The organism is Streptomyces ferrugineus, from assembly GCF_015160855.1.
Classification (GTDB): Bacteria; Actinomycetota; Actinomycetes; order Streptomycetales; family Streptomycetaceae; genus Streptomyces; species Streptomyces ferrugineus.
This window is the reverse complement of the sequence record NZ_CP063373.1, coordinates 3,057,676-3,082,198: the sequence shown is the minus strand read 5'-3', so window position 1 is coordinate 3,082,198 and position 24,523 is coordinate 3,057,676. Positions and strand designations below refer to the sequence as shown.

The following is a 24,523-nucleotide window of genomic DNA, read 5'->3' as shown; positions in this document are numbered from 1 at the left end:
GTACGCAGCGTGTCGCTCCAGATTCTGATACTCGCCGTGACCGCTGCGTGCTGTCTGGGCTTCGGCTTCGTCCTCCAGCAGAACGCGGCCCAGAAGGCGCCGCTGAGCGACTTCCTCTCGCCGCGGATCCTGCTCGACCTGATGAAGGTGCCGCGCTGGCTCGGCGGCATCGGCCTGATGGTGGTCGGTATGGCGCTGGGTGCGATGGCGCTGGGCCAGGGCGAGATCTCCCTGGTGGAACCCCTGCTCGCGACGAACCTGCTGTTCGCGCTGATGCTCTCCCGACGCCAGACCAAGCAGCCGCTGGGCCGCCAGGGCTGGATCGGCCTCGCACTGCTCGCGGGCGGTGTGACGGCGTTCATCGTCGCCGGCCAGCCACGCGGGGGAACGGCGACCGACGACCCGCTCCGGCACTGGCTGATCATCGGCGTCATGATCGGAGTGGCCCTGCTGCTCACGGCATACGCCAAGCGCTCCCGGCTCAGCTCGGGTCCGGCGCTGCTGGCGACCGCCGCCGGCCTCCTCTACGGCGTGCAGGACGCCCTGACGCGGGTGACCGGGCAGCGGTTCGCCGAGGGCGGCATCATGGAGGTCCTGACCGGCTGGCAGCCGTATGCCGTGGTGGCGCTCGGTCTCACCGGGCTGATCCTGGTCCAGAGCGCCTTCGAGACGGCGTCCCTGCGCATGTCCCTGCCCGCCCTGACCGCCGCCCAGCCGCTGGCCGGCATCCTTTGCGGCGTCGGCTTCCTCGGCGACCGGCTGCGCACCGACGCGGGCGCCCTGGCCTGGGAGGCGGCCGGCCTCACCGGCATCGTGGTGGGCATCATCATGCTCGGCACGCACTCGGCGATGCCGTGCGGCGCGACCCAGCCGCGGCGGCCTGCGCCCGCCCTCCAGACGCCCTGACCTGGACCCGGGCCGCCCTGCTTGGATGGCCCCATGAGTTCTGCTGACGAGATCCTCGACATCGTCGACGAGAACGACCGGGTCGTCGGACGGTCCCCGCGCGGCGAGGCCTACGCCAAGGGGCTGCGCCACCGCTGTGTCTTCATCGAGGCGCGGGACGCACAGGGGCGGCTCTTCGTGCATCGCCGCACCGCCACCAAGCTGGTGTTCCCCTCGCGGTACGACATGTTCGTCGGCGGGGTGGTCGGCGCGGGCGAGTCGTACGACGACGCCGCCCTGCGCGAGGCCGAGGAGGAGCTCGGGGTGAGCGGCCTGCCGCGGCCGGGGTATCTGTTCAAGTTCCTCTACGACGACGGCGCCGGGCGGACCTGGTGGTCGGCGGTGTACGAGGTGCGCTGCGAGCTGCCGGTGAGCCCTCAGGTGGAGGAGGTCGCCTGGTACGACTTCCTGCCCGAGGCCGAGCTGCGGCGGCGGCTGGCCGAGTGGGCGTGGGTGCCGGACGGGCTGGCGGCGTTCGAGCGCCTCAGGGCCCATCGGGCGGGCGGAGCCGGCGACGCCCCCGCGGGACGGCCCGGATAGGGTCGGACACGTGAGCGAGTTCGTGCGAAACGTCCGGCTGTGGTTCGCGCCGCAGGAGGTCCGGCAGGAGGGCGGCACCCCCGACTACCGGTTCTCACTGGCCAACGAGCGCACCTTCCTGGCCTGGCTGCGCACCGCCCTCGCCCTGATCGGCGGCGGCTTCGCGGTCGACCAGTTCCTGCCGGACCTGCGCTGGGGCTGGCGGGTCGGGCTCGCGCTGGCGCTGCTCGCGGCGGGCGTGCTGTGCTCGCTGCGCGCGGTGAATCACTGGGTGCGCTGCGAGCGGGCGATGCGGCGGGGCGAGGACCTGCCGGTGTCACGGTTCCCCGCGCTGCTGAGCCTGGTGGTCGCGGTGGTGGCCCTCGCGATGGTCGTCGTCGTGCTCGTCGGGTGGGAGGGATGAGCGCCGAGCCGGTGCGGGACCCGGGGCTCCAGCCCGAGCGAACGCGCCTCGCGTGGCGCCGTACGACCCTGTCCGGCACCGTGGTCGCCGTACTCGCCATGAAGACCGCGCTGCACGGCGGCGTCTCGGCGACCGGGATCCTGGCCGGCGCCCTGTCCTGCGTCCTGTGGCTGGCCTTCCTCACCCTCGCCCACCACCGGATCCGCGCCCTCGCCGCGTCGCCCGAACCGCCGGCGCTGGCCCCACGCCATGCGACGACCACGATCCTGGTCACGGTGGCACTGGCGGTGTGCGGCGCCACGCTGCTCTTCTGAGAGCGGGCGAGGCTGCCGCGAGCGCCAGCCCTTCACCCACCACCGAACACCGCCCCTGCCCCGCCTCATCCGACAGCCACGATCCCGCTCACAGCAGCGCCAGCTCCGTGCGCCGCCGCGCTGCTCTTCTGAGAGCGGACAGAGCTGCCGCGAGCACCGAACCCTCACCCACCACCGAACCCACAGAGCACCATGCGGCGCCACACTCCTCTTCTGAAGGCAGGCGGGGCTGGCAGCGCGCCCTCCGCTACTCCGTGCCCTGCCACAACCCCTCCGGCGCCAGCGCCTCCTCCGTCTCCCAGTCCACGGTCACCACGATCTTGCCGCGCGTGCGGCCCTCCTGGTTCAGGCGGTGGGCGTCGGCCGTCCGGTCCAGCGGGAACGTCTGCGAGACATGCACCGTCACCACCCCCTGCTCCGCCAGCTCCGACAGCCGCAGCAGGTCCTCCGCGTCGGGGCGGACGAAGTAGTAGCGGCCGCCGTAGTCGAAGACGTCCGGGTCGGCGATCGACACCAGGCGGCCCTCGGGGGCCAGCAGATTGGCGGAGACCTTCAGCGCATCGCCGCCGACCGTGTCGAACGCCGCGTTCACGCCGTCGGGCACCAGCCCGCGCACCCGTTCCGTCAGGCCGTCGCCGTACTCCACGGGCTCACCGCCCAGGTCGCGCACGAAGTCGTGGTTGTGCTCGCTCGCCGTGCCGATCACCCGCGCGCCCAGATGGCGGGCGAGCTGGACGGCGATCGAGCCGACCCCGCCCGCCGCGGCGTGCACCAGGACCGTCTCGCCCCGCTCGACCCGGAGGACCCTGGTCAGCACCTGATACGCCGTCAGCCCCACCAGCGGCAGTCCGGCCGCCTGCTCCCAGGTGAGGTTGCGGGGCTTGCGCGCCAGGGTGCGCACGGGGGCGGCGACGTACTCGGCGAAGGTGCCGTGGGACAGGACGTCCTCGCGCACGTACCCGATGACCTCGTCGCCGACCGCGAACTCCGTGACGGACACGCCCGGCTGGACCACCACACCGGCGACGTCCCAGCCCGGGACCACCGGGAAGACCGGCTCCAGCAGCCGGTCCATATGGCCCTCGCGGCACTTCCAGTCCACCGGGTTGACCGCCGCCGCCCGCACCTTGACCAGGACCGAGTCCGGGCCCACCCGCGGGTCGCGCACATCTCCGTATGCGAGCGTCTCGGGCCCGCCGTAGCGTGAGTAGCTGATGCCCTTCATGGGTTCGACCCTCCGGGCCGACGCGGCGCCACGCAAGCCGAATGACCCGATATGCGGCGTTCGCGTGGCAGCCTGTGCGACGTCACGAACCCGCACTTCCGAAGGCGAGCAGCATGACCACCCTTCACACGGAACACCCCTCCCACACGCACACCCACGGCCCCGACTGCGGCCACACCGCGGTGCCGCACGGCGACCACACCGACTACGCGCACGACGGCCATCTGCACCGCGAGCACGCCGGCCACTGGGACGAGTGCGAGGCGGACGGGCACGTCGCACACGAGGGCCACACCCATCAGCACGGCGCCGGCTGCGGACACGAGAGCGTCCTGCACGGCGACCACGTCGACTACCTCCACGACGGCCACCGGCACGCCCCGCACGAGGGCCACTGGGACGACCACTGAGCCCGGCCCACTGGCCGAGAAGGCACCACCGACAGCTCCCCGGCGCTTCACCCGGGGAGCTGTCGGCCTATGGTGGCCCTGATCACGTTCGGCTTCCCCACTGGACGACATACCGACTGGTCGGCATCATGAGTCAGGTCTCGTTCACCTGTCCTTAGGAGCGCCGTATGACCCCCGACCATCCGCCCGGACTCGATCTCGACCGGCTGCACGGCCTGCTCGAGCGCGAGCGGCCCGGTCTGGCGCACGGTCCGCTGACCGGCCGGCTGATCGAGGGCGGACGGTCGAACCTCACCTACGCGGTCACCGACGGCACCTCCAAGTGGGTCGTACGGCGGCCTCCGCTCGGCCATGTCCTCGCCACGGCGCACGACATGAAGCGCGAGCACCGGGTGATCAGCGCGCTGTACCCGACGGACGTGCCGGTGCCGCGGCCGGTGCTGCTGTGCGAGGACGAGGAGGTGCTCGGGGCTCAGTTCTACGTCATGGAGTTCGTCGAGGGCACCCCGTACCGCACCGCCGACCAGCTCGCCCCGCTCGGCCCGGCGCGCACCCGGGACGCGGTGCTGTCGCTGGTGGACACTCTCGTCGAACTGCACGCGGTGGACCCGGCGTCGGTGGGTCTGGCGGACTTCGGCCGCCCCGAGGGCTTCCTGGACCGGCAGCTGCGCCGCTGGGGCAAGCAGCTGGACGCCTCCCGCAACCGCGAGCTGGCCGGCATCGACGAGCTGCACGCGACGCTCGGGCGGCGGCTGCCCACCTCCCCCGCGCCCGCCGTCGTGCACGGCGACTACCGGCTCGACAACGTCCTGATCGGTGACGACGACCGGATCAAGGCGATCCTGGACTGGGAGATGTCCACGCTCGGCGATCCGCTCACCGACCTGGGCCTGCTGGTGATGTACAGCATGCCGCTGGGCATGGCGGACTCGCCGGTCTCCACGACCGCCGAGGCGCCGGGGCATCCCGCACCCGCCGAGCTGATCCGGCGGTACGCCGAACGCTCCGGGCGCGACGTCACCGCGGTCTCCTGGTACACGGCGTTCGCCTGGTTCAAGCTCGCCGTGATCCTGGAGGGCATCCACTACCGCTACACGCTGGGCCAGACCGTCGGCCGCGGCTTCGACCGCATCGGCGACCTGGTCCCCGTCTTCATCGAGCACGGCCTGACCACTCTTCGAGAAGGCATCCAGGAAGGCTGACGGGACATGGACTTCGCGTTCGACGCACGCACCGAGGAACTGCGCGCCAGGCTGCTGGCCTTCATGGACGAGTACGTCTATCCGGCCGAGGCGGTCGCGGAGGAGCAGCGGGCCGCGCTGGCGTCCCCGTGGGACACGCCTGCCGTGGTCGAGGAGCTGAAGGCCGAGGCGCGCAGGCAGGGCCTGTGGAACCTCTTCCTCCCCGACGCCGAGCACGGCGCGGGGCTCACCAACCTCCAGTACGCCCCGCTCGCCGAGATCACCGGCCGCTCCCCGCAGTTGGCGCCGACCGCGCTGAACTGCGCGGCCCCGGACACCGGGAACATGGAGGTGCTGGCGCAGTTCGGCGACGGGCAGCAGAAGAAGCAGTGGCTGGAGCCGCTGCTGGCCGGCGAGATCCGCTCGGCCTTCGCGATGACCGAGCCGGAGGTGGCCTCCTCGGACGCCACCAACATCACCACGCTGATCGAGCGGGAGGGCGACGAGTACGTCATCACCGGCCGCAAGTGGTACATCTCCGGGGCGATGAACCCGGACTGCGGGATCTTCATCGTGATGGGCAAGACGGACCCGGGCGGCGAGGACATCCGCCGTCAGCAGTCCATGGTCCTGGTCCCCCGCGACACCCCGGGCGTCACGGTCGAGCGCGCCATGCGGGTCTTCGGCTACGAGGACCACTACCACGGCGGTCACGCCGAGGTGGTCTTCGACCACGCGCGCGTGCCGGTGTCCAACCTGATCGGCGAGGAGGGCGGCGGCTTCGCCATCGCCCAGGCCCGGCTCGGCCCCGGCCGGATCCACCACTGCATGCGGCTGATCGGCATGGCCGAGCGGGCGATCGAGCTGATGTGCAGGCGGGCGGTGTCGCGTCAGGCCTTCGGCAAGGCGCTGGCCCAGCAGGGCGTGGTGCACAACTGGATCGCCGACGCGCGCGTCACCGTCGAGCAACTGCGGCTGCTGGTCCTCAAGACCGCCTGGCTGATGGACACGGTCGGCAACAAGGGCGCCCACACCGAGATCCAGTCCATCAAGATCGCCACGCCGCGTGCCGTCGTCGACATCATCGACCGGGCGATCCAGTTGCACGGCGCGGGCGGGGTCAGCCAGGACTTCCCGCTGGCCGAGCTGTACGCCGGGGCGCGGACCCTGATGATCGCCGACGGACCGGACGAGGTGCACCAGCGGTCGCTGGCGCGACGGGAGTTGAAGAAGTACCTGTAGGGCGGCGCGAGGGCCGGTGCGGGCGAGTACGCCCGCACCGGCCCCGCTCCCCCGAGTGGTGCCGGTCAGTTGCGCGTGGTCGCCGTCAGCGTCCAGCCCTGCGGGCACCTCAGGCCCTGCGCGGTCCTGTAGCAGCCCTTGACACGGAACGTGTAGTCGCCGGTCGTGCGCTTCTTGACCCACATCCCGCCGGACGTTCCCCTGCCGACCTGGCGCAGCCGACCCTGCGTCTCGGCGGGGCTGGTGTAGCGGACGACGAAGGTGTCGTAGAAGCGCGGGCTCGTCGTGCCCCAGTTGAAGAAGGCGTGGCCGTCGCGCTCCCACGCCGCGATGACCATCCTGCGTCCCTGGTAGTACGACCGGGTGATGTTGCCGTTCTCGAAGTACTGCCGCTGCCCCTTCCACACGCCGTTGACGGTGACGTTCTTGGTGCCGGTGCGCGGGCAGCCCAGGAAGCCGTCGCTGCCGCCGAGTTCGCTCCAGCGCTTGTAGATGTACGCGTTGTCGACCGAGATCCGGCAGTATCGCGCGCGGGCCTCGGCCGCGCCGCCCTCCGCCGCCGCGGGCACGGCCGCCGCGCCGCCGAGCACGACCGCGGACGCCATGGCGAGGCCCACCAGACGCCGATTCGCTGAAAGCATGTTCCACCCCCGAGTTCCAGGCCGGCGGCTCCTCCGCCCGCCGGTTGCCATGAGCATCGCGCCGACGGGGCCCGGGAGTTGAGAGGGATCCGCCGGGCGGGCCCCGGAACCTCTCCCGGATGAACCGGGAGCCGTTCCCATGACACCCGGGCGACCGCACCGGGACGATGGCGCGCATGGAGGACCGGCACGGGCGGACCCGGCTGCGCACGGCGGCGACGTACGCCCTGCTGGGGCTGGCGCTGGCCCAGGTGACCGCGGGGAGCTGGGCGTTGGCGACGGCGGGGGTCCCGGCGCGGGACCTGTTCCGCTACGACATGGTCATCGACCTGGCGGTCGGCTTCGCCTACCCGGTGTGCGGCACGGTGATCGCGCTGCACCGGCCGCGCAACCCCATCGGGTGGCTGCTGGTCGCCTACGGACTGGGCCACGCGTTCACCGGACTGTCGATCGGGCTGGCGGCCGAGGGGCTGCGGGCGGGCTGGTCCCCGGAGTCGCTGAGCGCGCTGACCACCATCGGACGGCACACGTGGATCGCCGGCGCCTCGACGGCGTTCGTGCTCATGTTCTTCCTGTTTCCCGACGGACGGCTGCCCGACCGTCGCCTGCGCTGGGCGCTGCTGGCCCAGGTGGTGTCCATGCCCGTCGACCTGGCCATCTGGGGGCGGGACGACTGGGGGCTGTTCCACGGCACCGCGGCCCAGCCGGCGTATCTGCCGGTGCCGGGCGGCTGGATGCCCGTCCTGCGGGAATTCGAGACCGTCAAGGCCTGCCTCGTGCTGGCGGCCGTGTTCACCGTGATGTGCCTGCGCTATCGGCGCGGTACGGAGCAGGACCGGCGCCGGCTGCTGTGGCTGATCGCCGGGATGATGCCGCTGGCGCTGAGCGTGCTGCTGCAGCTCTTCGGGTTCCCGCCGGTCTACACGTCGTGCTGCACGCTGTTCCTGCCGGTCGCCATCGTGATCGCCGTGGTCCGCCACGAACTGCTCGACATCCGTGTCGTCGTCTCCCGCAGCCTGCTGTACGGGGCGATGACGGTCGGCTTGGTCGCCGCGTACGCCGGCCTCGTCACGTTCCTGCAGTGGCTTCTCGACCCGCGGCCCGAACTGCTCGGCCCCGCCATGGTCACCGTCGCCCTCGCCCTGGGCTTCGAGCCGGCCCGCCGGCTGCTGCAGCGCACGGTGGACCGGACCCTGTACGGCGACCGGCACGACCCGGTGCGTGCGGTCTCGCGGATCGGCGAACGGCTGGCCGGGACCGGGATCGGCGCGGTGCCGGAGGCGGTGGGCGAGGCGCTGCGGCTGCCGTATGCGCGCGTGGCGTCGAAGACGGGGGCGGGGTGCGGGAGTTGGGGTGTCCCGGACGGTCCCACGCACACCGTGCCGCTGGACTACGACGGCCGGACGGTCGGCGAGCTGGTGGTCGGGCTGCGCCCCGGCGAGCAGCAGCCGGCGCCGGCCGACCTGGCCGTCCTGGAGCTGCTCGCCGTACCGCTGGCGGCCGCGCTGCACGCCACCGATCTGTCCCGGCAGCTGCAGCACTCCCGGGAGCGGATCGTCGCCGCGCGTGAGGAGGAGCGGCGCCGGATCCGCCGGGATCTGCACGACGGGCTCGGGCCGACGCTGGCCGGGGCCGCGTTCCAGGCGGACGCGGTGCGCAATCTGCTCGCGTTCGACCAGGAGCGGGCGGCCGGGCTGCTCACCGAGCTGCGGGCGGAGATCGGGGGTGCGGTCGCGGAGGTACGGCGGCTGGTCGACGGGCTGCGGCCGCCGGACCTCGACCAGCTCGGCCTGCTCGGCGCCCTGCGGGCGCGGGCCGCCCGGCTGTCCTGGCGTGCCGACGGCACCCCGCTGCAGATACGGGTGCGGGCACCGGACCGGCTGCCGGCGCTGCCCGCCGCCGTGGAGGTCGCCGCGTACCGGATCGCGACCGAGGCCCTCACCAACGCGGCCCGGCACGCCCGCGCCTCGCGGGTGGACCTGCGCATCGAGATCGGCGACGGGCTGTGCCTGGAGGTGTGCGACGACGGGACACCGGTGGACGAGGAGACACCGTGGCGGCCCGGTGTGGGCATCACGTCGATGCAGGAGCGGGCCGCCGAGCTCGGCGGAAGCTGTGTGGCGGGGCGGGGACGGGTGAAGGCGCGGCTGCCCCTGGGAGGGACGGCATGAAGAAGGACGATGCGGACGACGCGGACGGCGCGCTGCGCGTCGTGCTCGCCGACGATCACCCGGTGGTGCGTACCGGGCTGGCCGCGCTGCTGGAGTCCGTGCGCGACGGGTCGCCGCCGGTACGGGTCGTCGGCGTGGCGGCGAGCGGGCGGGAGGCGGTGCGGGAGGCGGTGACGCTGCGCCCGCAGGTGGTGGTGATGGACATCCGGATGCCCGGTCTCAACGGGATCGAGGCGACCCGGGAGATCGGCCGGGTGGCGCCCTCGGTGGCCGTGCTGATGCTCACCATGGTCGAGGAGGACGACTCGGTGTTCGCGGCGATGCGCGCGGGGGCTCGCGGATATGTCCTCAAGGGCGCCGGACAGGACGAGATCGTGCGGGCGATCAGGGCGGTCGCCGCCGGGGAGGCGATCTTCGGACCCGGGGTGGCCCGCCGGGTGCTCGGTCAGCTCAGCCGTCCGCTGCCCCAGCCCGATCCGTGTCCGGCGCTCACTCCGCGGGAGCGGGACGTCCTCGTGCTGATCGCCGAGGGGCATCCCAACTCCGCGGTCGCCGTCCGCCTCGGCCTGTCCCCGAAGACGGTCAGCAACCACATGTCCGCGGTGCTGGCCAAGCTCGGCGTGGCGGACCGCTCGGAGGCCGCGGCCTGGGCCCGGGGGGCCGGGCTGGGCCCCGCACCGCCCGAGCCGTAGCGGTCGCTCAGGGCCCTAGGGTCGCAGCGCCCGCAGCAGCAGGTCGGCGAGATGGTCGGCGACCTCCTGCGGGCTCATCGGACCGTCGGGCCGGTACCAGGTCGACAGGTGGTGGACCGACCCGAAGTGGTAGTCCACGACCAGGTCGGCCGGGGTCGCCTTGGAGAAGACGCCCGCCTCCTGGCCCTCCTCGATGAGCGCGCGGAAGCGTTCGTGGTAGCGCCGGCGCTCGGCGCGCACCTGCTTGTTCTTCTCCGGGCTCAGATGGTGCATCGAGCGGAAGAAGATCATCGCGTCGTCGAGGTTCTCGATGGTCGTCACCACGACGTCCGCCGCCGCGGCCCGCAGCCGCTTCTCGACCGGCTCGTCGGCGCCCGCGAAGGCGTCGAGGCGCTCCTGCTGCACGCGCAGCACCCGCGCGTACACCTCGTGCAGCAGGTCGTCCTTGGAGCCGAAGTAGTGGTACAGCGCTCCCTTGGTGACGCCGGCCGCCTCGACGATCTCCTGCACCGAGGTGCGGTCGTAGCCCTGCTCGGCGAAGAGCCGGGTGGCGGCGGCGAGCAGCCGCTGCGGGACGGGCGTGCCGTCTCCGTCCGTCGTCCTGGCCACTGTCCCGCCACCTGCCCTTCCGAGGTCTGTGCCTGCTGTCTAGCCGTCGTGCTCACGGGAACGCAGTTCCCGACGGAGGATCTTCCCACTTGCGGTCTTGGGCAAGTCGGGCAGGATCTCCACCTGCCGCGGATATTTGTAGGCGGCCAGTCTCTCCTTGCAGTACGCGGCGAGTGCGTCGGGGTCGGCTTCGGCACCCGGACGGAGGCTGATGTACGCCTTGACGGTCTCCCCGCGGTACCCGTCGGGCACCCCGACGACGGCGGCCTCGCGCACCGCCGGGTGCGTGTAGAGCACGTCCTCGACCTCGCGCGGCCACACCTTGAAGCCGGACGCGTTGATCATGTCCTTCTTGCGGTCGACGACGTACAGCCAGCCGTCGGCGTCCATGAAGCCGATGTCGCCGGTGCGCAGCTCGCCGCCGGGGAAGGTCTCGGCGGTGGCGTCGGGCCGCCGCCAGTAGCCGGGGACGACCTGCGGGCCCCGTACGACGATCTCGCCCTGCTCGCCGAACGGCACCTCCTGGCCCTGGTCGTCGATGATGCGTACGACCGTCTCGGGGCCCGGCACGCCCACGGCGAGGGTCCCTGAGCCGGGGTCGACGGGGGCCTCCAGGGCGGGCGGGACGGAGGCGCAGGGGGCGGTGCACTCGGTGAGGCCGTAGCCGTTGCGGATGTAGGGCCCGAAGCCGGCCCGGAACTTCTCCACCAGGGCCGGGGGCAGCGGGGCGCCGCCCGAGGAGATGTTCACGAAGGACGCGAAGTGCTCCCGGCGGACGTCCGGGTGGGCGGCCAGCGCCATGAAGGCCGTCGAGGGGCCGACGGTGTAGTGCGGCCCGTGCTCCGCGAAGGCGTCGAGCACCACGCCCGCCTCGAAGCGGTACGCCAGCACGAGCCGGCCCGCGCTGTTGAGGCAGGCACCGAGCTGGCACACCATGCCGGTGATGTGGAACAGCGGCGCCATCGCGAAGTAGACGGGCGCCTCGGGCAGCTCCAGGCCGGTGCGCTGCCGCTCGGCGTTGTACATGATGTTGCCGTGTGTGTTGGTGGCGCCCTTGGGGGTGCCGCTGGTGCCCGAGGTGTAGCTGATCAGCGCGATGTCGGCCGGGCCGGGGTCGCGGCCGTCGGGCGCCTTGTGTCCGGCGCGGGCGACGGCGGCCAGGTCGTCGGCGTCCTCGGCCTGCGCCAGTCGCTCGAAGGTCAGCACACGCGCGTCGCCGCGGGTCTGGAAATCCAGCTCGCACCCGGTGAGCACGATCCGCACCGGCGACTCTGCGGCCGTCTCGCGCAGATACGACTCCCAGGCCCGGTCGGAGCAGATCAGCGCGGCCACTTCGCCGTCCCGCAGGACGTGGGTGACCTCCCCCGACTTGTACATCGGGTTGACGGGCACCACGACCGCCCCGGCCTTCCACGCGCCGAGCATGGCGAGCACGAAGTGGGGCGAGTTCTGCAGCAGGACCGCCACCCGCTCGCCCCGCTCCAGGCCGCGCGCGACGAGGTGCCCGGCGACGGAGTCGCTGAGTTCGTCGACCTCGCGGTAGGTGAGGCGACCGTCGAAGTAGGCGAGGAAGACCCGCTCCGGGGTCTCGGCGGCGGCCCGGCGCAGGGCGTGCACGAGGGAGTCGGCGGGGTCTATGGGGGCGCGCTGGGCGTCCGTGAGCCGGGCCAGCCAGGGCTTGGCCGCATACCGGGAGCCGGTCACCGGGCCGCCTCCCACTTCTGCTGGAGGTGGTTCATATTGCTCAGCCAGCGGTCGGGCTCGCCGGCCCGCGCCTGGTAGTACGCGGCCACCTCGGGATGCGGCAGGATCAGGAAGCGGTCCTCAGCCATCCCCTTGAACAGCGCGTCGGCCACGTCCTCCGGCGCGATGGCGGTGGGCTTGAGCACCAGGTCCCCCGCGCTGCCGGTGGCGTCGAGCATGTCGGTGCGCACGCCCTGCGGACAGATGGCGTGGACCTTGATCCCGCGATGGCGGTACGTCAGCGACAGATACTCGGCGAAGGCGTACGCCCCGTGCTTGGTGACGGCGTAGGGCGCGGCACCGATCATGGTGAGCAGCCCGGCGGCGGAGACGGTGGAGACGAACCGTCCGCTGCCCCGCTCCAGCCAGCCCGGCAGCAGTTCGTTGGCGGCACGCACATGGGCCATGACATTGACGTCCCAGGACGCCGCCCAGACCCTCTCGTCGAGCGGCTGCCCGGGCTCCTCGCCGCCGAAGGCGACGCCGGCGTTGGCGCAGTAGACGTCGACGGTGCCGTCGAGCGCGTCCCGGGCTGCGGAGACGATCGAGGAGGCGTCGCCCGGCACCGCGAGGCCACCGATCTCGGCGGCCACCGCCTTCGCCTTCGCGGCATCCAGGTCGTTGACGACGACCCGGGCCCCTTCCGCGGCGAACCGACGGGCAAGGGCCGCGCCGATGCCACCCCCAGCCCCGGTCACGACGACTCCGGCACCCTGAACGGCTTCCACCATCGGTCTCCTTCGGCTACGGCTCTCTCGCGATGACCAGACTAACCGGTCGGTATGTTCCTGGGAAGGGCGGCTGCGGCGCCCACCCGCCCCCTCCCCACAACCTGCGGGAGCGCATACCGTGCCCCCCATGCGCCTATCCAGACGAGCTCTCCTCGCAGCGACAACGGCAGCAGCAGCCTCCCTACCTTCCACCGCGACGGCAGCCGAGCGCCACAGACGGCTGCGAACCGGCTTCGAGCGGCTCGCGGCCGACGGCTACTCGGTCCTCGAAGGCCAGAAGGTCGGCATCGTCACCAACCCCACCGGCGTCACCAGGGACGTCCGCCACATCGTCGACGTCATGCACACCGACGGCCGTGTGAACCTGACCGCCGTGTTCGGCCCCGAACACGGCTTCCGCGGCACCGCCCAGGCGGGCGGCTCGGAAGGCCGCTACGACGACCCGGCGACCGGCCTCCCCGTCTACGACACCTACCTCAAGAGCGGCCGGCCCTTGGCCGACATCTTCACCGCCTCCGGCGTCGACACGATCGTCTTCGACATCCAGGACGTCGGTGCCCGCTTCTACACCTACATCTGGACCCTCTACGACTGCATGGAGTCGGCCCAGCTCGCCGGCAAGCGCTTCGTCGTCCTGGACCGGCCGAACCCGGTGACCGGACGAGCGGCCCAAGGCCCGGTGCTGCACAAGGAGTTCGCCAGCTTCGTCGGCCGGCAGCCCATCTCCCAGGCACACGGGATGACGGTCGCCGAGCTGGCACGGCTGTTCAACGGGGAGTTCCTCACCACCCCGGTCCCCCTGGAGACCGTACGGATGACGGGCTGGCGGCGCTCCGACTTCTACGACGCCTCGGGCCTGCCCTGGGTGCCGCCGAGCCCGAACATGCCCACCCCCCAGACGGCCCTCGTCTACTCGGGCACCTGTCTCTTCGAGGGCACCAACCTCTCCGAGGGCCGCGGCACCACCCGCCCCTTCGAACTGCTCGGCGCCGAGGGCATCGACCGGCATTGGGCCGAGGCTGCGGGCGAACTCGCCCTCCCCGGCGTGCACTTCAGGGAGGCGTACTTCGCGCCCACGTTCTCGAAGTTCCAGGGCAGGACCATCGGCGGCGTGCAGGTCCATGTGCACGACCGGGCCGCGTACGACCCCGTGCGCACCGCAATCGCCCTGCTCGTGACCGCCAAGAAGGTCTGGAGCGGCTTCGCCTGGCGCCCCGACCACTGGATCGACAAGCTCACCGGCTCCACCCGGGTGCGCACGATGATCGACGCGGGCGCGAGCACCGACGAGGTCGTGGCGGGCTGGCGGCGGGAGCTGGCGGCGTTCCGGCGGCTGCGCGGGGAGTACCTGCTGTACACATGAACGCCCCACGGATGGGTGACGACGTATGGCCTTTCCCGCCCGGTAGCAGGACGATGCGCCCGTATCGCACCACTTCGGGGGACGAGGGGGCCTGTGATGGCGGATCCGGCAGTGAGCGTGACTCCCTACTGGGAGCTGACCTTCGACGCGGACGGGGACCCGGACGCCGGGAGGCGGGACCGGCTGCTGGCCGGGGTGATGCGGCAGCACGTCCGTGATCTGATCGTCTTCGCGCACGGCTGGAACAGCGACCGCTCGGGGGCCACGCGGCTCTACGACGGCTTCTTCGCGCCGATCCCGCGGCTCGTGCCGCGGGCGAAGGTCGGGTTCGCGGGTGTGGTCTGGCCCTCGATGCGGTTCTCGGACGAGCCGATTCCGGACTTCCCGCGTGCCGTGGCGGCCGAGATGCCGCGCAGGCCGGTGCTCGACAAGGACACGCGGCACGCGCTGCTGGAGACGTTCCCGGGGCGGGCGACCGTGATCGACCAGATCGCGCGACTGCTGGACCAGCAGCCGCGTGAGGAGGCCGAGCTGGAGGAGTTCGGGCGGCTGGTGCGGATGCTGGTGGACGTGGTGCCGCCGGGGCCGCAGGCGCTGTTCGCGGCGGACACGCTGTGCGAGGGGGTGCCGCAGGACTCGCCGGACATCTTCACCGGCTCGACCGCGGCGGTGTGCGTGGAGTTCGCGCGGGCGCTGGCACATCTGGAGGCGCCGGACGGCACGGCGGCGTCGTTCTCGTTGCCGAACCCGTGGGAGGGTGCGCACGAGTTGCTGCGGCAGGCGACGTACTACGCGATGAAGCGGCGCGCGGGGACGGTCGGTGAGCGCGGGCTTGGGCGGGTGGTGGGGCAACTGGCCACGCGGGCGCCCGAGGTGCGGGTGCATCTGGTCGGGCACAGCTTCGGCGCGCGGCTGGTGTCGTTCGCGTTGCGCGGGCTGCCGAAGGGGGTGCGAACGGTGAAGTCCGTGACGCTGCTCCAAGGGGCCTTCTCGCACTACGCGTTCGCGTCCCGGCTGCCGCACGACGCCCGGGCGGGCGGTGTGCTGGAGGGCCAGCACAACCGTGTCGACGGGCCGCTGGTGTGCTGCTACTCGCGGCACGACTCGGCCCTGTCCACGATGTACCCGCTGGCCTCCCGCATGGCGGGGGACGCGCGCGGGATCGCGGCGCCGGACGTCGGGCGGATGCTGGGTGCCAAGTGGGGTGCGATGGGGCACGACGGGGTGCAGGCGGTGCCGGGGACGAAGTCCTACGAGCTGGCCGAAGCGCTGCAGGCGAAGCTGCCGGCGTCGGGGTGCGTGAACGTGGACGCGGCGGCGGTCGTCAGGCGGGGCGGGCCGCCGGCCGGGGCGCACAGCGACATCGTGCACCGGGAGCTGGCGCAGGTGGTGCTGGCGGCGGGCCGTGTCCACTGACCCGCCGCCGGCCGCTCACCAGCGCCTGTGTGAGGTGAACTCCACGTCACCTGTGTGAGGTGAACTCCACGACCTGCTGATACGTCGGACGGTTCTGCCAGCTGATCTTGCCGTGCTTGATGCCGCCCAGCGTGCGCTGGACGATCGAGTCGGCGCACCACTGGTCGCCCGCCGAGCACTGGTCGTCGCCGGGGTAGACCTGGGCCGCGGTCTTGCCGGCGGCCTCCTTCAGGGTGCTGATCAGGATGTCCCGGCAGGCGCCGAGGCTGCCGTCGCCGCAGTACTTCTGGGCCAGCGGACCCTGCACCGGCTCACCGAGCACGGCCCGGATGTCCTTGTCGACGTAAGACCACCAGCCGTACTGGAAGGAGCTTCCGGCGTGCGATCCGGTCGGGCCGTGCCCGGCCGACGGGGACTCGTCGATGGGCAGGTTGTTCGTCATGGCGGCGTACAGCTCGCTGCCGAGGCCCGGCTCGAACTGGGCCTTCACCAGCAGGGGCCACCACGCGTCCAGGATGCGGATCGCGTCGGCGTCGGCGTACTTCTTCGAACCGGCCGACGTCTCGGTGCGCCTGCCGCCCGCCGACAGCCATGTCTGGAGCTTGCTCACCGCGGCGGCGGCCGTGGGGTCGGTCACCGGCGAGCTGTTGACGACCTTCAGCAGGTCCGGCAGCACGTCCTCCGCCCGCAGGTCGGCGAGGCCCGCCTCGGCCATCGCCTTCACCAGCGAGGCCCGGGTCACGCCGCCCGCGGCGACCAGCTTCTTCACCCGGTTCTCCAGCAGGTTGCCGCGGTGGACCGAGCCGTCGCCCCAGGGAGCGGTCGTGTAGTCCTTGGCCTGCTTGTTGTTCCAGGAGATGTAGTAGTCCTGGTCGATGGAGTTGGGGTGGGCCGACGGCGGGGTGTAGTCCGCCGTGTTCGTCGCCGGGTCCCAGCCCCGCCACTCGTACGCCGACCGCGCCCAGACCGGGAACTCCGCGTCGACGCCGCTCGCCCGCACCGGGTTGTCACCGCTGTTGTAGTACGCGGTGTGCTCGGAGTCGGCGTAGAACCAGTTGAAGGTGTAGTTGATGTGCTGCACCGCCTTCTGGAAGTCCTGCGGGCCCTTGACGAAGTCGGGGTCGTTCAGCATCTGGAAGCCGATGATCGAGTCCGCCTCGTGCATGAAGGAGGAGCGCAGGGTGGTGTAGGCGACCTTCTTGCCGCCGACGGTGGCGCGGTGCGTGATCGGACCGTACTTCGTGCGCCAGACCCGCATCGTGTACGAGCCCTCGGGGGTGTTGTCGGCCGTCGTCGGCTTCCAGGCGTTCTTCTGCTCGACCTTCTCCATCGGCGTGCAGGTGCCGCGGTACAGGTAGTGGTAGTCGTCCTGGCACAGTTCGACGGCGTAGGTGTCGATGATGTCCTGGCCGGAGGTCGTGGCGCTCCACGAGTAGTCCTGGCCGCGGCCGAGCTCGACGTACATGCTCAGGCCGGCGAAGGAGGCGCCGCGGGCGCTGATGCCCGGGCCCTGGATCTCCTGGAGCAGCAGGAGCTGGGGCGCGAAGTAGCCGGTCTGCGGGCCGAAGACGGCGACCGGGTGGCCGCTGGCGGTGTGCTCGCCGCCGACCACGAGGGCGTTGGACATGCCCCGCTTGGCCGAGCTCATGGCGGTCTCGGCGGCCGCGGTGGAGGCGCCGGTCGCGGCGGCGCCGGCCGCGCTGCCGGTACGGTCGTACACGAGCTGTTCCTCGCTCACCGAGCCGGCGTCGGGCAGGGCCTCGCCCTGCGGGTCGTCGGGGCGGGTGGCGTACGGGAAGCTCTTGTCGTGGACGGTGACGACCGCCTCGGGGTCGTTGCGTTCGCGGAACGACTCCCAGACCTCGGTGCCCTTCGCCACGCCGTACTTCTCCTGCGCGGCCAGCAGCGAGATGGCGTTGTTGACCTCGCCGCCGCCTCCGGAGCCGAACAGGGCGCCGATGACGGAGCCGAGCGCGACCAGGTCGGTCAGCTTGAAGTGCTCGATCGTGCCGGCGTTGGTGATGGAGTCCTTGTGGCCGGTCAGGACGTACTCGCCGGGGAAGTAGCGGCCGCTGTCGGAGGCGTCGATATAGGCGTTGATGCCGTCGAGATAGGCCTTGGCGTCGTCGAGGGCGAGCCGGCCGCGCTCGCCGTTGGTGGCGACGGCGTTGTCGATCTGGGCCTGGAGATCGGCCTCGGTGTACGGCGCGTGGCGCCAGAACTGCTGTTCGAGGCCCTGGTTGGAGGGCGCGCCGCCCGCGAAGGAGGTGAGCCGGCCGCGTCCGACGTGCCGGAAGACGTCCATCAGCCACAGCCGGTCCTGGGCGGCGGCATAGCCCGCGCCGAACTCCGTGCCGTATCGGGTGGTACCGGTGATGTGCGGCACACCCGTCTTCTTGTCACGGACGATCGTCACATCGCCGCGCCCGGCGGGCTTGACGGTGGAGGCGACCTGATCGGAGGGGACGCCGAACGAGGCGTCGTTGAAGAAGTTGTTGATCGTCGCGTTGGTGAGGCCGGAGTAGCCGGTGGCCAGGTTCGCGTAAGGGCCGAGCTGGTCGGAGGCGTGCTCGGGCATGGCGCCGAAGGCCTGGTTGAGCAGGATCTGGGCGAGGGTGGCGTTGCCGTTCTGGCCCGGCGGCAGGATCTCGGAACACTGGTTGCCGCAGTGGTCGTTCCATGCCGTGACCTCGGCTGCAGCGGCCTGGGTCGCGGTGACGGCTGGGGAAAGAGGCGACAAAAGACCGGCAATCAGCGCGCATATCGATGCGGTCTTCAGGAACCCGGGGATCGTGCCGGGAGTTCTCAGTCTGACGAGGGCGTTGCGTGGGGTACGCCATGGCATGGCCGCTCCTACCGACGAGGCTGAGCCGGGATGTTACCGGCGGTATCCCCGGGATTGAAGATGAACATGCGTCACTTTTTGAAGTCGTCAGGACCGGCTGTGAAAGGTCATCGGAAATCGGATGGAGCCGAATCGCATGTCGATACGTCTATTCGTCAACGTCGTGCGAAGTCCGTGCGGCGACGCCGAAGTGACCGAAGTACAGGTGCAGGTGTGACGGAGGTGCAGGGCGATGGCCGGTTTCCGGAGTCTGGCGAGACAGGTGCGCGACCCGAGGTGCGATCTGGCACTGCGGCGCTACTCGCTGCGCAAGTGCCTTGAGCGATTCGCCCCATACGGGCACAGGGCGACCTGGGACCACTTGTGCTCCCGGGCAGGGTTCGGTCCGGAGGACCGGTCCCCCGATCCTGCGCGGCTCGTGGCCGCGTTGGACGAGCTGGAAGAGGCGCGTTCGGTCTGGCTGGCCTATGAGGTCGAGTTCGCCGAGCGACGCAAGAGGGAGAAGCACGACGGACTGCGCAGGCCGGGCAGCGTGGACGACTGGCACCGGCTGACCTGGGGCGGTTTCGGAGTCGCCTGGTGCGACAACCCCCGGGTCCACCCGCATGAACCCCTGGCCGAGGTGCTGCGCCGACTGATCTCAGCGCTGGAGCGCGAACCGGGCTCGGAGTGCCCGGTGTGTGGCGGGGAGCGGCTGATCTGGAAGTACGACCTGGCCCATGAACCGTCGTCGGGCCCGGTCTGCACGGAGTGCGGAATCGTGGTTCCGCGCCCGGTTCTCACACCGGAGGCCCTGGCCACGGCCAGGCGCGGTCGGCGGCTGCTCGTGTCCGCCTAGTACGACGGGGGTGCGCCGGGGATGCCGCACCCCCCTTGCCGGTCCCTCCTTGCCGGCCTTCCGTCGTGGGCCGTTGTCAGTGGTGACTGGCACCATCGAGACATGATCCAGGTGTGTCTGAACGGGCCCCGGGGAGCGGGTGACGGTGCGGTGGTGCCGCTCTCGCCCGAGGCGCTGGCCGAGTCCGCGGCCGAGGCCGTCGCGGCCGGGGCCACCGACATCCATGTCCACCCCAAGACGCCCTGCGGGCAGGACAGTCTCTCGCCGCGCGTGCTCGCGCCGACCCTGGAGGCGATACGGGCCAGGGTGTCGGTGCCGGTGGGAGTGACGACGGGCGCGTGGGCGGAGCCGGATCCCGAGGCGGCGCTGGCGCGTGTCCGCAGTTGGACGGTGCTACCGGACCACGCCTCGGTCAACTGGCACGAACCGGGCGCCGAGGAGCTGGCGGCGGCCCTGCTGGAGCGGGGCGTGGCCGTGGAGGCGGGCATCTGGTCCGGAACCGAGGGGGCGACGCGGTTCGCCGCCTCGCCACTGGGGCCGAGGGTGCTGCGTGTGCTGGCGGAGGTGACGGACACCGCCCCGGAGACGGCCGAGGAGAGCGCGCATGCGCTGCTCGCCGACCTGGGCCCGGCGTTCGGCCGCCCGGTGCTGCTGCACGGCGAGGACGGGGGTGCGTGGCCGGTGCTGCGGCTGGCGGGGCGGCTGGGCCTTGCGACGCGGATCGGCCTGGAGGACACGCTGGTCCTGCCGGGCGGTGAACGGGCCCTGTCCAACGCACAGTTGGTGACGGAGGGGCTGGTTCAGCACGGGGCGGTCCAGCGGCGGTCGTAGACAGGGCGCTTGAGCGAAGATCGCGACGGGGGGAACTGCCCCTGGTACCACGGCTGTTCGACGGGCCATACGACATCGAGCGGGTGCTGGAGGTCGCGAGCGGGCGGGAGACCGTGTCCGGGCGGGAGCTGCATCTGCGTGAGGGCGTGGTGATCAGGCCTGCCGTGGAGCGCTACAGCGCCGTGGTCGGCGGTCGGGCGATCGCGAAGGCGGTGAGTCCGGCGTATCTGACCCGCAAGGGCGGGACCGAGTGCGAGTAGCGGCTCACCCGGTCGTCACGAGCGGCCGCCGGGCTCCCGTTTCGACCGCTCGACCATCAGCCTCGAACCCGTGCCGCGCTCGCCGAACGCGTCGTCCGGGTTCGACAGCACACAACTGCTCAGGGACAGGCATCCGCATCCGATGCAGTCGGTCAGATGGTCCCGCAGCCGGTTGAGCTGGGAGATGCGCTCGTCCAGCTCCGAGCGCCACCGCTCGGAGAGGCGGGCCCAGTCGTCACGTGTCGGCGTCCGCTCCTCGGGGAGTTCGGCCAGCGCCTCGCGGATCGTGGCGAGCGGGATGCCGACGCGCTGGGCGGCCCGTACGAAGGCCACCCGGCGCAGCATGTCGCGGGAGTAGCGCCGCTGGTTGCCCGTCGTGCGGCGACTGCTTATCAGGCCCTTGGACTCGTAGAAGTGCAGGGCGGACACGGCGGCGCCGCTACGGGCGGAGAGCTGGCCGACCGTGAGCTCGTGGATCTTCTCGGGGATCTGGGGCATCCCTCAAACCCTACCTACCGCGCCCTGGCCCCGGTCCGTTGACACGGGCTCCGCTCCCTAGCATGCTAAGCAGTTGCTTAGAGATAACTTCTCCGGGATACGTGACGTGGGAGGCCGGGACATGGCAGAGCCGAGGATCTTCACCTCCGCCGACGACCTGAAGTCGGCGGTGGGTGAGCAGTTGGGGTACACCGACTGGCTGGAGGTCGACCAGAAGCGGATCGATCTGTTCGCGGAGGCCACCGGCGACCACCAGTGGATCCATGTCGACCCGGAGAAGGCCGCCACCGGGCCCTTCGGGACCACCATCGCCCACGGGTACCTCACGCTCTCCCTGCTGCCGCTCTTCGGCCCTCAGCTCATCAAGGTCGAGGGCGTGAAGATGGGCGTCAACTACGGGACGAACAAGGTGCGTTTCCCCGCCCCGGTGCCTGTCGGCTCACGGCTGCGCGCCACCGCCGCCATCACCGCCGTCGAGGACGTGACGGGCGGTGTCCAGGTCAGCGTCGCCTTCACCGTGGAGCGCGAGGGCGGGGACAAGCCCGTGTGCGTCGCCGAGTCCGTCTCGCGGTACTACCTGTAGCCGCCTTCGGCAGGGCGGCCGGCGCTACTTCGCGCCGACCATCCGCAGCACGAGGTCGGCGTACAGCGCGCCGACCTCGTCCGGGGTCCAGGGACCATCGACGTTGAACCAGCGGGCCACGTCGATGCAGAGCGACAGCACGGCGAGGGTCGTGCCCTTCACGTCCAGCACGTCGAACTCACCGGCCGCCACGCCGTCCTCGATGACCCCGCGCACCTCGGCGTCGACCTGCCGGCGCAGTTCGAGGATCTCGGCACGGGCGTCCGGGCCGAGCGAGTCGAGCTCGTACTGCACGACCCGCGCGGTGGTGCGCCCCCCGGCGTGCCACCGGACGAAGGAGCTGACGGCGTCCGCGAGCCGCTCGGCCGCCGTGCCCTCGCGCCGGGCCGCCGTCTGCAGGATCTCCAGCGCCTTCTCGTGGCCGATCCGGCTGATGCGGTGGAGCAGCTCTTCCTTGGTCTTGTAGTGGATGTAGAGCGCGGCCGGGCTCATGCCGGCGCGGCCCGCGATGTCACGGGTCGTCGTGGCGTGGTAGCCGCGCTCGGCGAAGGCCTCCACGGCGGCGATCAGCAGCCGCCGGGCCGCGTCGGGCGTGACCTCACCCCACCCCGACGTCTCGCCGCCGGCCGTCTCCTCCGCCGCACTCATCGCTCACTCGCCCCTCTCGCTGACAGAGGAACCACCATACCGCTGAAGCTGAGCGGGCGCTTAGCGTGGGCGTTCGGGGCCATCCGGAGGGTCAGGCCTTCTCGAATCGGAGGGTCAGACCTTCTCGAAGGGGTCGTGCTCCGCGAGCAGCTTCTCCAGCCGGGCCTGGTCCACCCGGCTCACGATCTGCCCGGCCTCCTGGCGGTCCCGGATGACCTTGGCCAGGGTGAACGCCGACGTCACCAGGTAGAGGACGGCGATCGCGAGGAATCCGCGCACCCAGGCGTCGGCGTTCAGCTGGTAGATGCCGATGCCGGTGGCGGCCATGGCGACCGCGAAGGAGGCCACGGACTGTCCGTAGAAGGCCGCCGTGCTCTGCTGTTTGACCGGTGTGTCACTCATGGGGAACAGGGTCGGCCGTTGTGGCCCCGGACACATCCGCTGAAGTACTCAGACGGCTACTCAGAACGCCGAGACCCCCGTCAGCGCCCGCCCGATGACCAGCTTCTGGATCTGGCTCGTGCCCTCGTAGAGGGTCATCACCCGGGCGTCGCGCAGCAGCTTGCCCGCCGGGTACTCGTCGATGTAGCCGTAGCCGCCGAAGACCTGGAGAGCGTTGTTGGCGGCGCGCACGGCGGCCTCCGAGGCGAACAGCTTGGCCTTGGAGGACTCGACGGCGAAGGGCTGCCCGCGGTCGATCAGGTCGGCGACCCGCCAGGTCAGCAGCCGGGCCGCGTCCACGTCGACGGCGATGTCGCTGATCAGCTCCTGGACGAGCTGGTGCCCCGCGATCGGCTTGCCGAACTGCTCGCGCTCACCGGCATAACGGACGGCCGCGTCCAGCGCGGCCTGGGCTATGCCGACACAGCCCGCGGCGACCGACATCCGCCCCTTGGCCAGGGCCGACATCGCGACCGAGAAGCCCTTGCCCTCCTCGCCCAGCATGGCCGTCGCGGGCACCCGTACATCCTCCAGGACCAGCTCGGCGGTGGCCTGGCCGCGCAGGCCGAGCTTGCCGTGGATGGTGCGCCGGGTCAGGCCGGGGGTGTCGGTGGGGACCAGGAAGGCGGAGACGCCCTTGTGGCCGGGCGCGTCGGTGGAGCGGGCGAAGAGCAGGACGACGTCGGCCCAGGTGCCGTTCGTGATGAACATCTTGGTGCCGTTGATGACGTACGCGTCGCCTTCGCGCACCGCCCGCGTGGTGAGGTGGCCGGCGTCGGAGCCGGTGCCCGGCTCGGTGAGGCCGAAGCAGCCGACCAGCTCGCCGGAGGTGAGCCCGGGCAGCCAGCGCCTCTTCTGCTCCTCGCTCCCCCGTGCGGCGATGGTCTTGGCGACCAGGCCGAGGGAGACCGACACGATGCCGCGCACCGAGGAGTCACCGCGTCCCAGCTCCTCCGTGACCAGGCAGTACGCGAGGTGGTCGCCGCCCGAGCCGCCGTACTCCTCGTCGATGGTCAGGCCCAGGAAGCCGACCTCGCCGAGCTTCTTGACGATCGAACGGTCCACGTCCTCCGCACGGTCCCACTCGACGACGTTCGGGGCGATCTCGCGCTCCACGAAGTCCCGGGCGAGCCGGCGGACGGCGGTCTGCTCCTCGCTGAGCTCCAGGTTCATGCGGAGTCACCCCACAGTCGGTGGACGCGGACGGCCGTCCATTGAAAGCCGTACATTTAAATTAGCACTGCTAGTTTCCACTTGGCAGCCCTACTATGTGCGCCATGGCCCGACCGCGCAAGCCCCTTCTCAGCTACGACCGGATCGTCGAGACGGCTCGCCAACTCGTGGACGCGGAGGGCCTGTCGGCCGTCTCCACCCGCCGGCTCGCCGCCGAGCTGGGGGTGAGCGGGCCGTCCCTCTACAACCACTTCCGCACGAAGGACGAGATCCTGGAGGCGGTCGCCGACTCGGTGAGCGCGCAGGTCGACCTGTCGATGTTCGAGGACGTCCGGGACTGGCGGACCGCGCTGCACGACTGGGCCGTCTCGTACCGGGCGGCCCTGCGCGACCACCCCAACATCGTCCCCGTGCTCGCCCGCGGCCCCGGCCGTCGCCCAGCCGCGCTGCGGCTCGCCGACGCCGTCTACGGCGCGATGGTCGAGGCGGGCTGGCCGGCGGCCCAGGCCACCTCCATCGGTGCCCTGATGCGGTACTTCATCATGGGCTCGGCACTCGGCTCCTTCGCCGGCGGCTTCGTGGACGACGCGAGCGCCTACGACCCCGCCGACTACCCGCACCTCGGCCAGGCCCACCTCCTCGCCGACCAGCAGGAGAAGATCGACGAGCGGGCCTTCGAGACGGGCCTCGCGGCACTGCTGGACGGGCTGGCCCGGCAGTACGAGCAGGTCGGGCGGGCCGGCTAGCCACGTTTCGGCGGCCGCCGAAGTGTCCGTGCCG

25 protein-coding genes and 1 pseudogene are annotated in these 24,523 nt (G+C 71.5%); 16 read left to right on the top strand and 10 right to left on the bottom strand.

All coding sequences use genetic code 11. From position 1 onward, the window contains the following. The first annotated feature begins 9 nt into the window (after window positions 1-9). From IM697_RS14085 to IM697_RS14070, 4 genes are read left to right on the top strand one after another with little or no spacing between them, the layout of a single operon-like run. Window positions 10-906 (top strand): DMT family transporter, encoded by an 897-nt coding sequence (locus IM697_RS14085; protein WP_194048028.1) that lies wholly within the window; start codon window positions 10-12, stop codon window positions 904-906. Between the two features lie 33 nt (window positions 907-939). Continuing rightward, window positions 940-1,485 (top strand): NUDIX hydrolase, encoded by a 546-nt coding sequence (locus IM697_RS14080; protein WP_194048027.1) that lies wholly within the window; start codon window positions 940-942, stop codon window positions 1,483-1,485. A gap of 10 nt (window positions 1,486-1,495) precedes the next feature. After that, complete coding sequence (locus tag IM697_RS14075; RefSeq protein WP_194048026.1) at window positions 1,496-1,888, top strand: YidH family protein; 393 nt, start codon at window positions 1,496-1,498, stop codon at window positions 1,886-1,888. Beyond that, window positions 1,885-2,202, top strand: a complete 318-nt coding sequence (locus tag IM697_RS14070) for a DUF202 domain-containing protein (protein WP_194048025.1) — start codon at window positions 1,885-1,887, stop codon at window positions 2,200-2,202. Before IM697_RS14075 ends, IM697_RS14070 begins: the two co-directional genes overlap by 4 nt. A 247-nt stretch (window positions 2,203-2,449) precedes the next feature. Here IM697_RS14070 and IM697_RS14065 read toward each other — a convergent pair whose 3' ends face one another. Further along, on the bottom strand, window positions 2,450-3,427 hold the full coding sequence (locus IM697_RS14065; protein ID WP_194048024.1) for an NADP-dependent oxidoreductase: 978 nt from the start codon (window positions 3,425-3,427) through the stop codon (window positions 2,450-2,452). 113 nt (window positions 3,428-3,540) lie between these two features. Here IM697_RS14065 and IM697_RS14060 point away from each other — a divergent pair, with 113 nt between their 5' ends. The 3 genes from IM697_RS14060 (at window position 3,541) to IM697_RS14050 (ending at window position 6,260) form a co-directional block, all read left to right on the top strand. Further along, window positions 3,541-3,837, top strand: a complete 297-nt coding sequence (locus IM697_RS14060) for a hypothetical protein (RefSeq protein ID WP_194048023.1) — start codon at window positions 3,541-3,543, stop codon at window positions 3,835-3,837. A 167-nt stretch (window positions 3,838-4,004) separates the two neighbouring features. Then, window positions 4,005-5,039: a phosphotransferase family protein gene (locus IM697_RS14055; RefSeq protein WP_194048022.1), complete on the top strand. Its 1,035-nt coding sequence runs from the start codon at window positions 4,005-4,007 to the stop codon at window positions 5,037-5,039. Window positions 5,040-5,045: 6 nt separating this feature from the next. Next, on the top strand, window positions 5,046-6,260 hold the full coding sequence (locus tag IM697_RS14050) for an acyl-CoA dehydrogenase family protein (RefSeq protein ID WP_194048021.1): 1,215 nt from the start codon (window positions 5,046-5,048) through the stop codon (window positions 6,258-6,260). A gap of 65 nt (window positions 6,261-6,325) precedes the next feature. On the opposite strand, the gene IM697_RS14045 is transcribed toward IM697_RS14050, so the two are convergent. After that, window positions 6,326-6,901 carry a hypothetical protein gene (locus tag IM697_RS14045; protein WP_194048020.1) on the bottom strand — a complete coding sequence of 192 codons (576 nt, stop codon included), beginning with the start codon at window positions 6,899-6,901 and terminating at the stop codon, window positions 6,326-6,328. A 176-nt stretch (window positions 6,902-7,077) separates the two neighbouring features. On the opposite strand from IM697_RS14045, the gene IM697_RS14040 reads away from it, so the two are divergent. Then, window positions 7,078-9,072, top strand: a complete 1,995-nt coding sequence (locus tag IM697_RS14040; protein ID WP_194048019.1) for a sensor histidine kinase — start codon at window positions 7,078-7,080, stop codon at window positions 9,070-9,072. Beyond that, window positions 9,069-9,764 (top strand): response regulator, encoded by a 696-nt coding sequence (locus IM697_RS14035; RefSeq protein ID WP_194048018.1) that lies wholly within the window; start codon window positions 9,069-9,071, stop codon window positions 9,762-9,764. Before IM697_RS14040 ends, IM697_RS14035 begins: the two co-directional genes overlap by 4 nt. A gap of 15 nt (window positions 9,765-9,779) precedes the next feature. On the opposite strand, the gene IM697_RS14030 is transcribed toward IM697_RS14035, so the two are convergent. From IM697_RS14030 to IM697_RS14020, 3 genes are read right to left on the bottom strand one after another with little or no spacing between them, the layout of a single operon-like run. Continuing rightward, window positions 9,780-10,373 (bottom strand): TetR/AcrR family transcriptional regulator, encoded by a 594-nt coding sequence (locus IM697_RS14030; protein ID WP_194048017.1) that lies wholly within the window; start codon window positions 10,371-10,373, stop codon window positions 9,780-9,782. Window positions 10,374-10,412: 39 nt separating this feature from the next. After that, window positions 10,413-12,077, bottom strand: coding sequence for a class I adenylate-forming enzyme family protein (locus IM697_RS14025; RefSeq protein WP_194048016.1), 1,665 nt, complete (start codon window positions 12,075-12,077; stop codon window positions 10,413-10,415). After that, window positions 12,074-12,847 carry an SDR family oxidoreductase gene (locus IM697_RS14020; RefSeq protein ID WP_194048015.1) on the bottom strand — a complete coding sequence of 258 codons (774 nt, stop codon included), beginning with the start codon at window positions 12,845-12,847 and terminating at the stop codon, window positions 12,074-12,076. The genes IM697_RS14025 and IM697_RS14020 overlap by 4 nt, the downstream gene beginning before the upstream one ends. A gap of 127 nt (window positions 12,848-12,974) precedes the next feature. On the opposite strand from IM697_RS14020, the gene IM697_RS14015 reads away from it, so the two are divergent. After that, window positions 12,975-14,210 carry an exo-beta-N-acetylmuramidase NamZ family protein gene (locus IM697_RS14015; RefSeq protein ID WP_194048014.1) on the top strand — a complete coding sequence of 412 codons (1,236 nt, stop codon included), beginning with the start codon at window positions 12,975-12,977 and terminating at the stop codon, window positions 14,208-14,210. A 96-nt stretch (window positions 14,211-14,306) separates the two neighbouring features. Then, entirely contained in the window at window positions 14,307-15,626 is a 1,320-nt protein-coding gene (locus IM697_RS14010; RefSeq protein WP_194048013.1) for a serine-threonine protein kinase, read from the top strand. A gap of 46 nt (window positions 15,627-15,672) precedes the next feature. Here IM697_RS14010 and IM697_RS14005 read toward each other — a convergent pair whose 3' ends face one another. After that, window positions 15,673-18,471 carry a penicillin acylase family protein gene (locus IM697_RS14005; RefSeq protein ID WP_194048012.1) on the bottom strand — a complete coding sequence of 933 codons (2,799 nt, stop codon included), beginning with the start codon at window positions 18,469-18,471 and terminating at the stop codon, window positions 15,673-15,675. A 232-nt stretch (window positions 18,472-18,703) separates the two neighbouring features. Here IM697_RS14005 and IM697_RS14000 point away from each other — a divergent pair, with 232 nt between their 5' ends. The 3 genes and pseudogenes from IM697_RS14000 to IM697_RS13990 all read left to right on the top strand — a co-directional run. Beyond that, the gene (locus IM697_RS14000; RefSeq protein ID WP_194048011.1) at window positions 18,704-19,309 is read left to right on the top strand and encodes a hypothetical protein; all 606 of its coding nucleotides are present in this window, start codon (window positions 18,704-18,706) and stop codon (window positions 19,307-19,309) included. A 102-nt stretch (window positions 19,310-19,411) separates the two neighbouring features. After that, entirely contained in the window at window positions 19,412-20,140 is a 729-nt protein-coding gene (locus IM697_RS13995) for a 3-keto-5-aminohexanoate cleavage protein (RefSeq protein ID WP_194048010.1), read from the top strand. A 29-nt stretch (window positions 20,141-20,169) separates the two neighbouring features. After that, a pseudogene (locus IM697_RS13990) lies at window positions 20,170-20,400 on the top strand (RNA ligase family protein); the annotation flags it as partial. 15 nt (window positions 20,401-20,415) lie between these two features. Here IM697_RS13990 and soxR read toward each other — a convergent pair. Beyond that, window positions 20,416-20,898, bottom strand: a complete 483-nt coding sequence (gene soxR, locus IM697_RS13985; RefSeq protein WP_194048009.1) for a redox-sensitive transcriptional activator SoxR — start codon at window positions 20,896-20,898, stop codon at window positions 20,416-20,418. 121 nt (window positions 20,899-21,019) lie between these two features. On the opposite strand from soxR, the gene IM697_RS13980 reads away from it, so the two are divergent. Further along, window positions 21,020-21,481 (top strand): MaoC family dehydratase, encoded by a 462-nt coding sequence (locus IM697_RS13980; RefSeq protein ID WP_194048008.1) that lies wholly within the window; start codon window positions 21,020-21,022, stop codon window positions 21,479-21,481. Window positions 21,482-21,505: 24 nt separating this feature from the next. Here IM697_RS13980 and IM697_RS13975 read toward each other — a convergent pair whose 3' ends face one another. From IM697_RS13975 to IM697_RS13965, 3 genes are all read right to left on the bottom strand, one after another. After that, the gene (locus IM697_RS13975; RefSeq protein ID WP_194048007.1) at window positions 21,506-22,129 is read right to left on the bottom strand and encodes a TetR/AcrR family transcriptional regulator; all 624 of its coding nucleotides are present in this window, start codon (window positions 22,127-22,129) and stop codon (window positions 21,506-21,508) included. A gap of 114 nt (window positions 22,130-22,243) precedes the next feature. Next, window positions 22,244-22,531: a YiaA/YiaB family inner membrane protein gene (locus tag IM697_RS13970; RefSeq protein ID WP_194048006.1), complete on the bottom strand. Its 288-nt coding sequence runs from the start codon at window positions 22,529-22,531 to the stop codon at window positions 22,244-22,246. 60 nt (window positions 22,532-22,591) lie between these two features. Then, window positions 22,592-23,743, bottom strand: a complete 1,152-nt coding sequence (locus IM697_RS13965; protein ID WP_194048005.1) for an acyl-CoA dehydrogenase family protein — start codon at window positions 23,741-23,743, stop codon at window positions 22,592-22,594. A 104-nt stretch (window positions 23,744-23,847) separates the two neighbouring features. Between IM697_RS13965 and IM697_RS13960 the strand changes: the two genes are divergently transcribed. Next, the gene (locus tag IM697_RS13960; protein ID WP_194048004.1) at window positions 23,848-24,489 is read left to right on the top strand and encodes a TetR/AcrR family transcriptional regulator; all 642 of its coding nucleotides are present in this window, start codon (window positions 23,848-23,850) and stop codon (window positions 24,487-24,489) included. Window positions 24,490-24,523 lie beyond the last annotated feature (34 nt).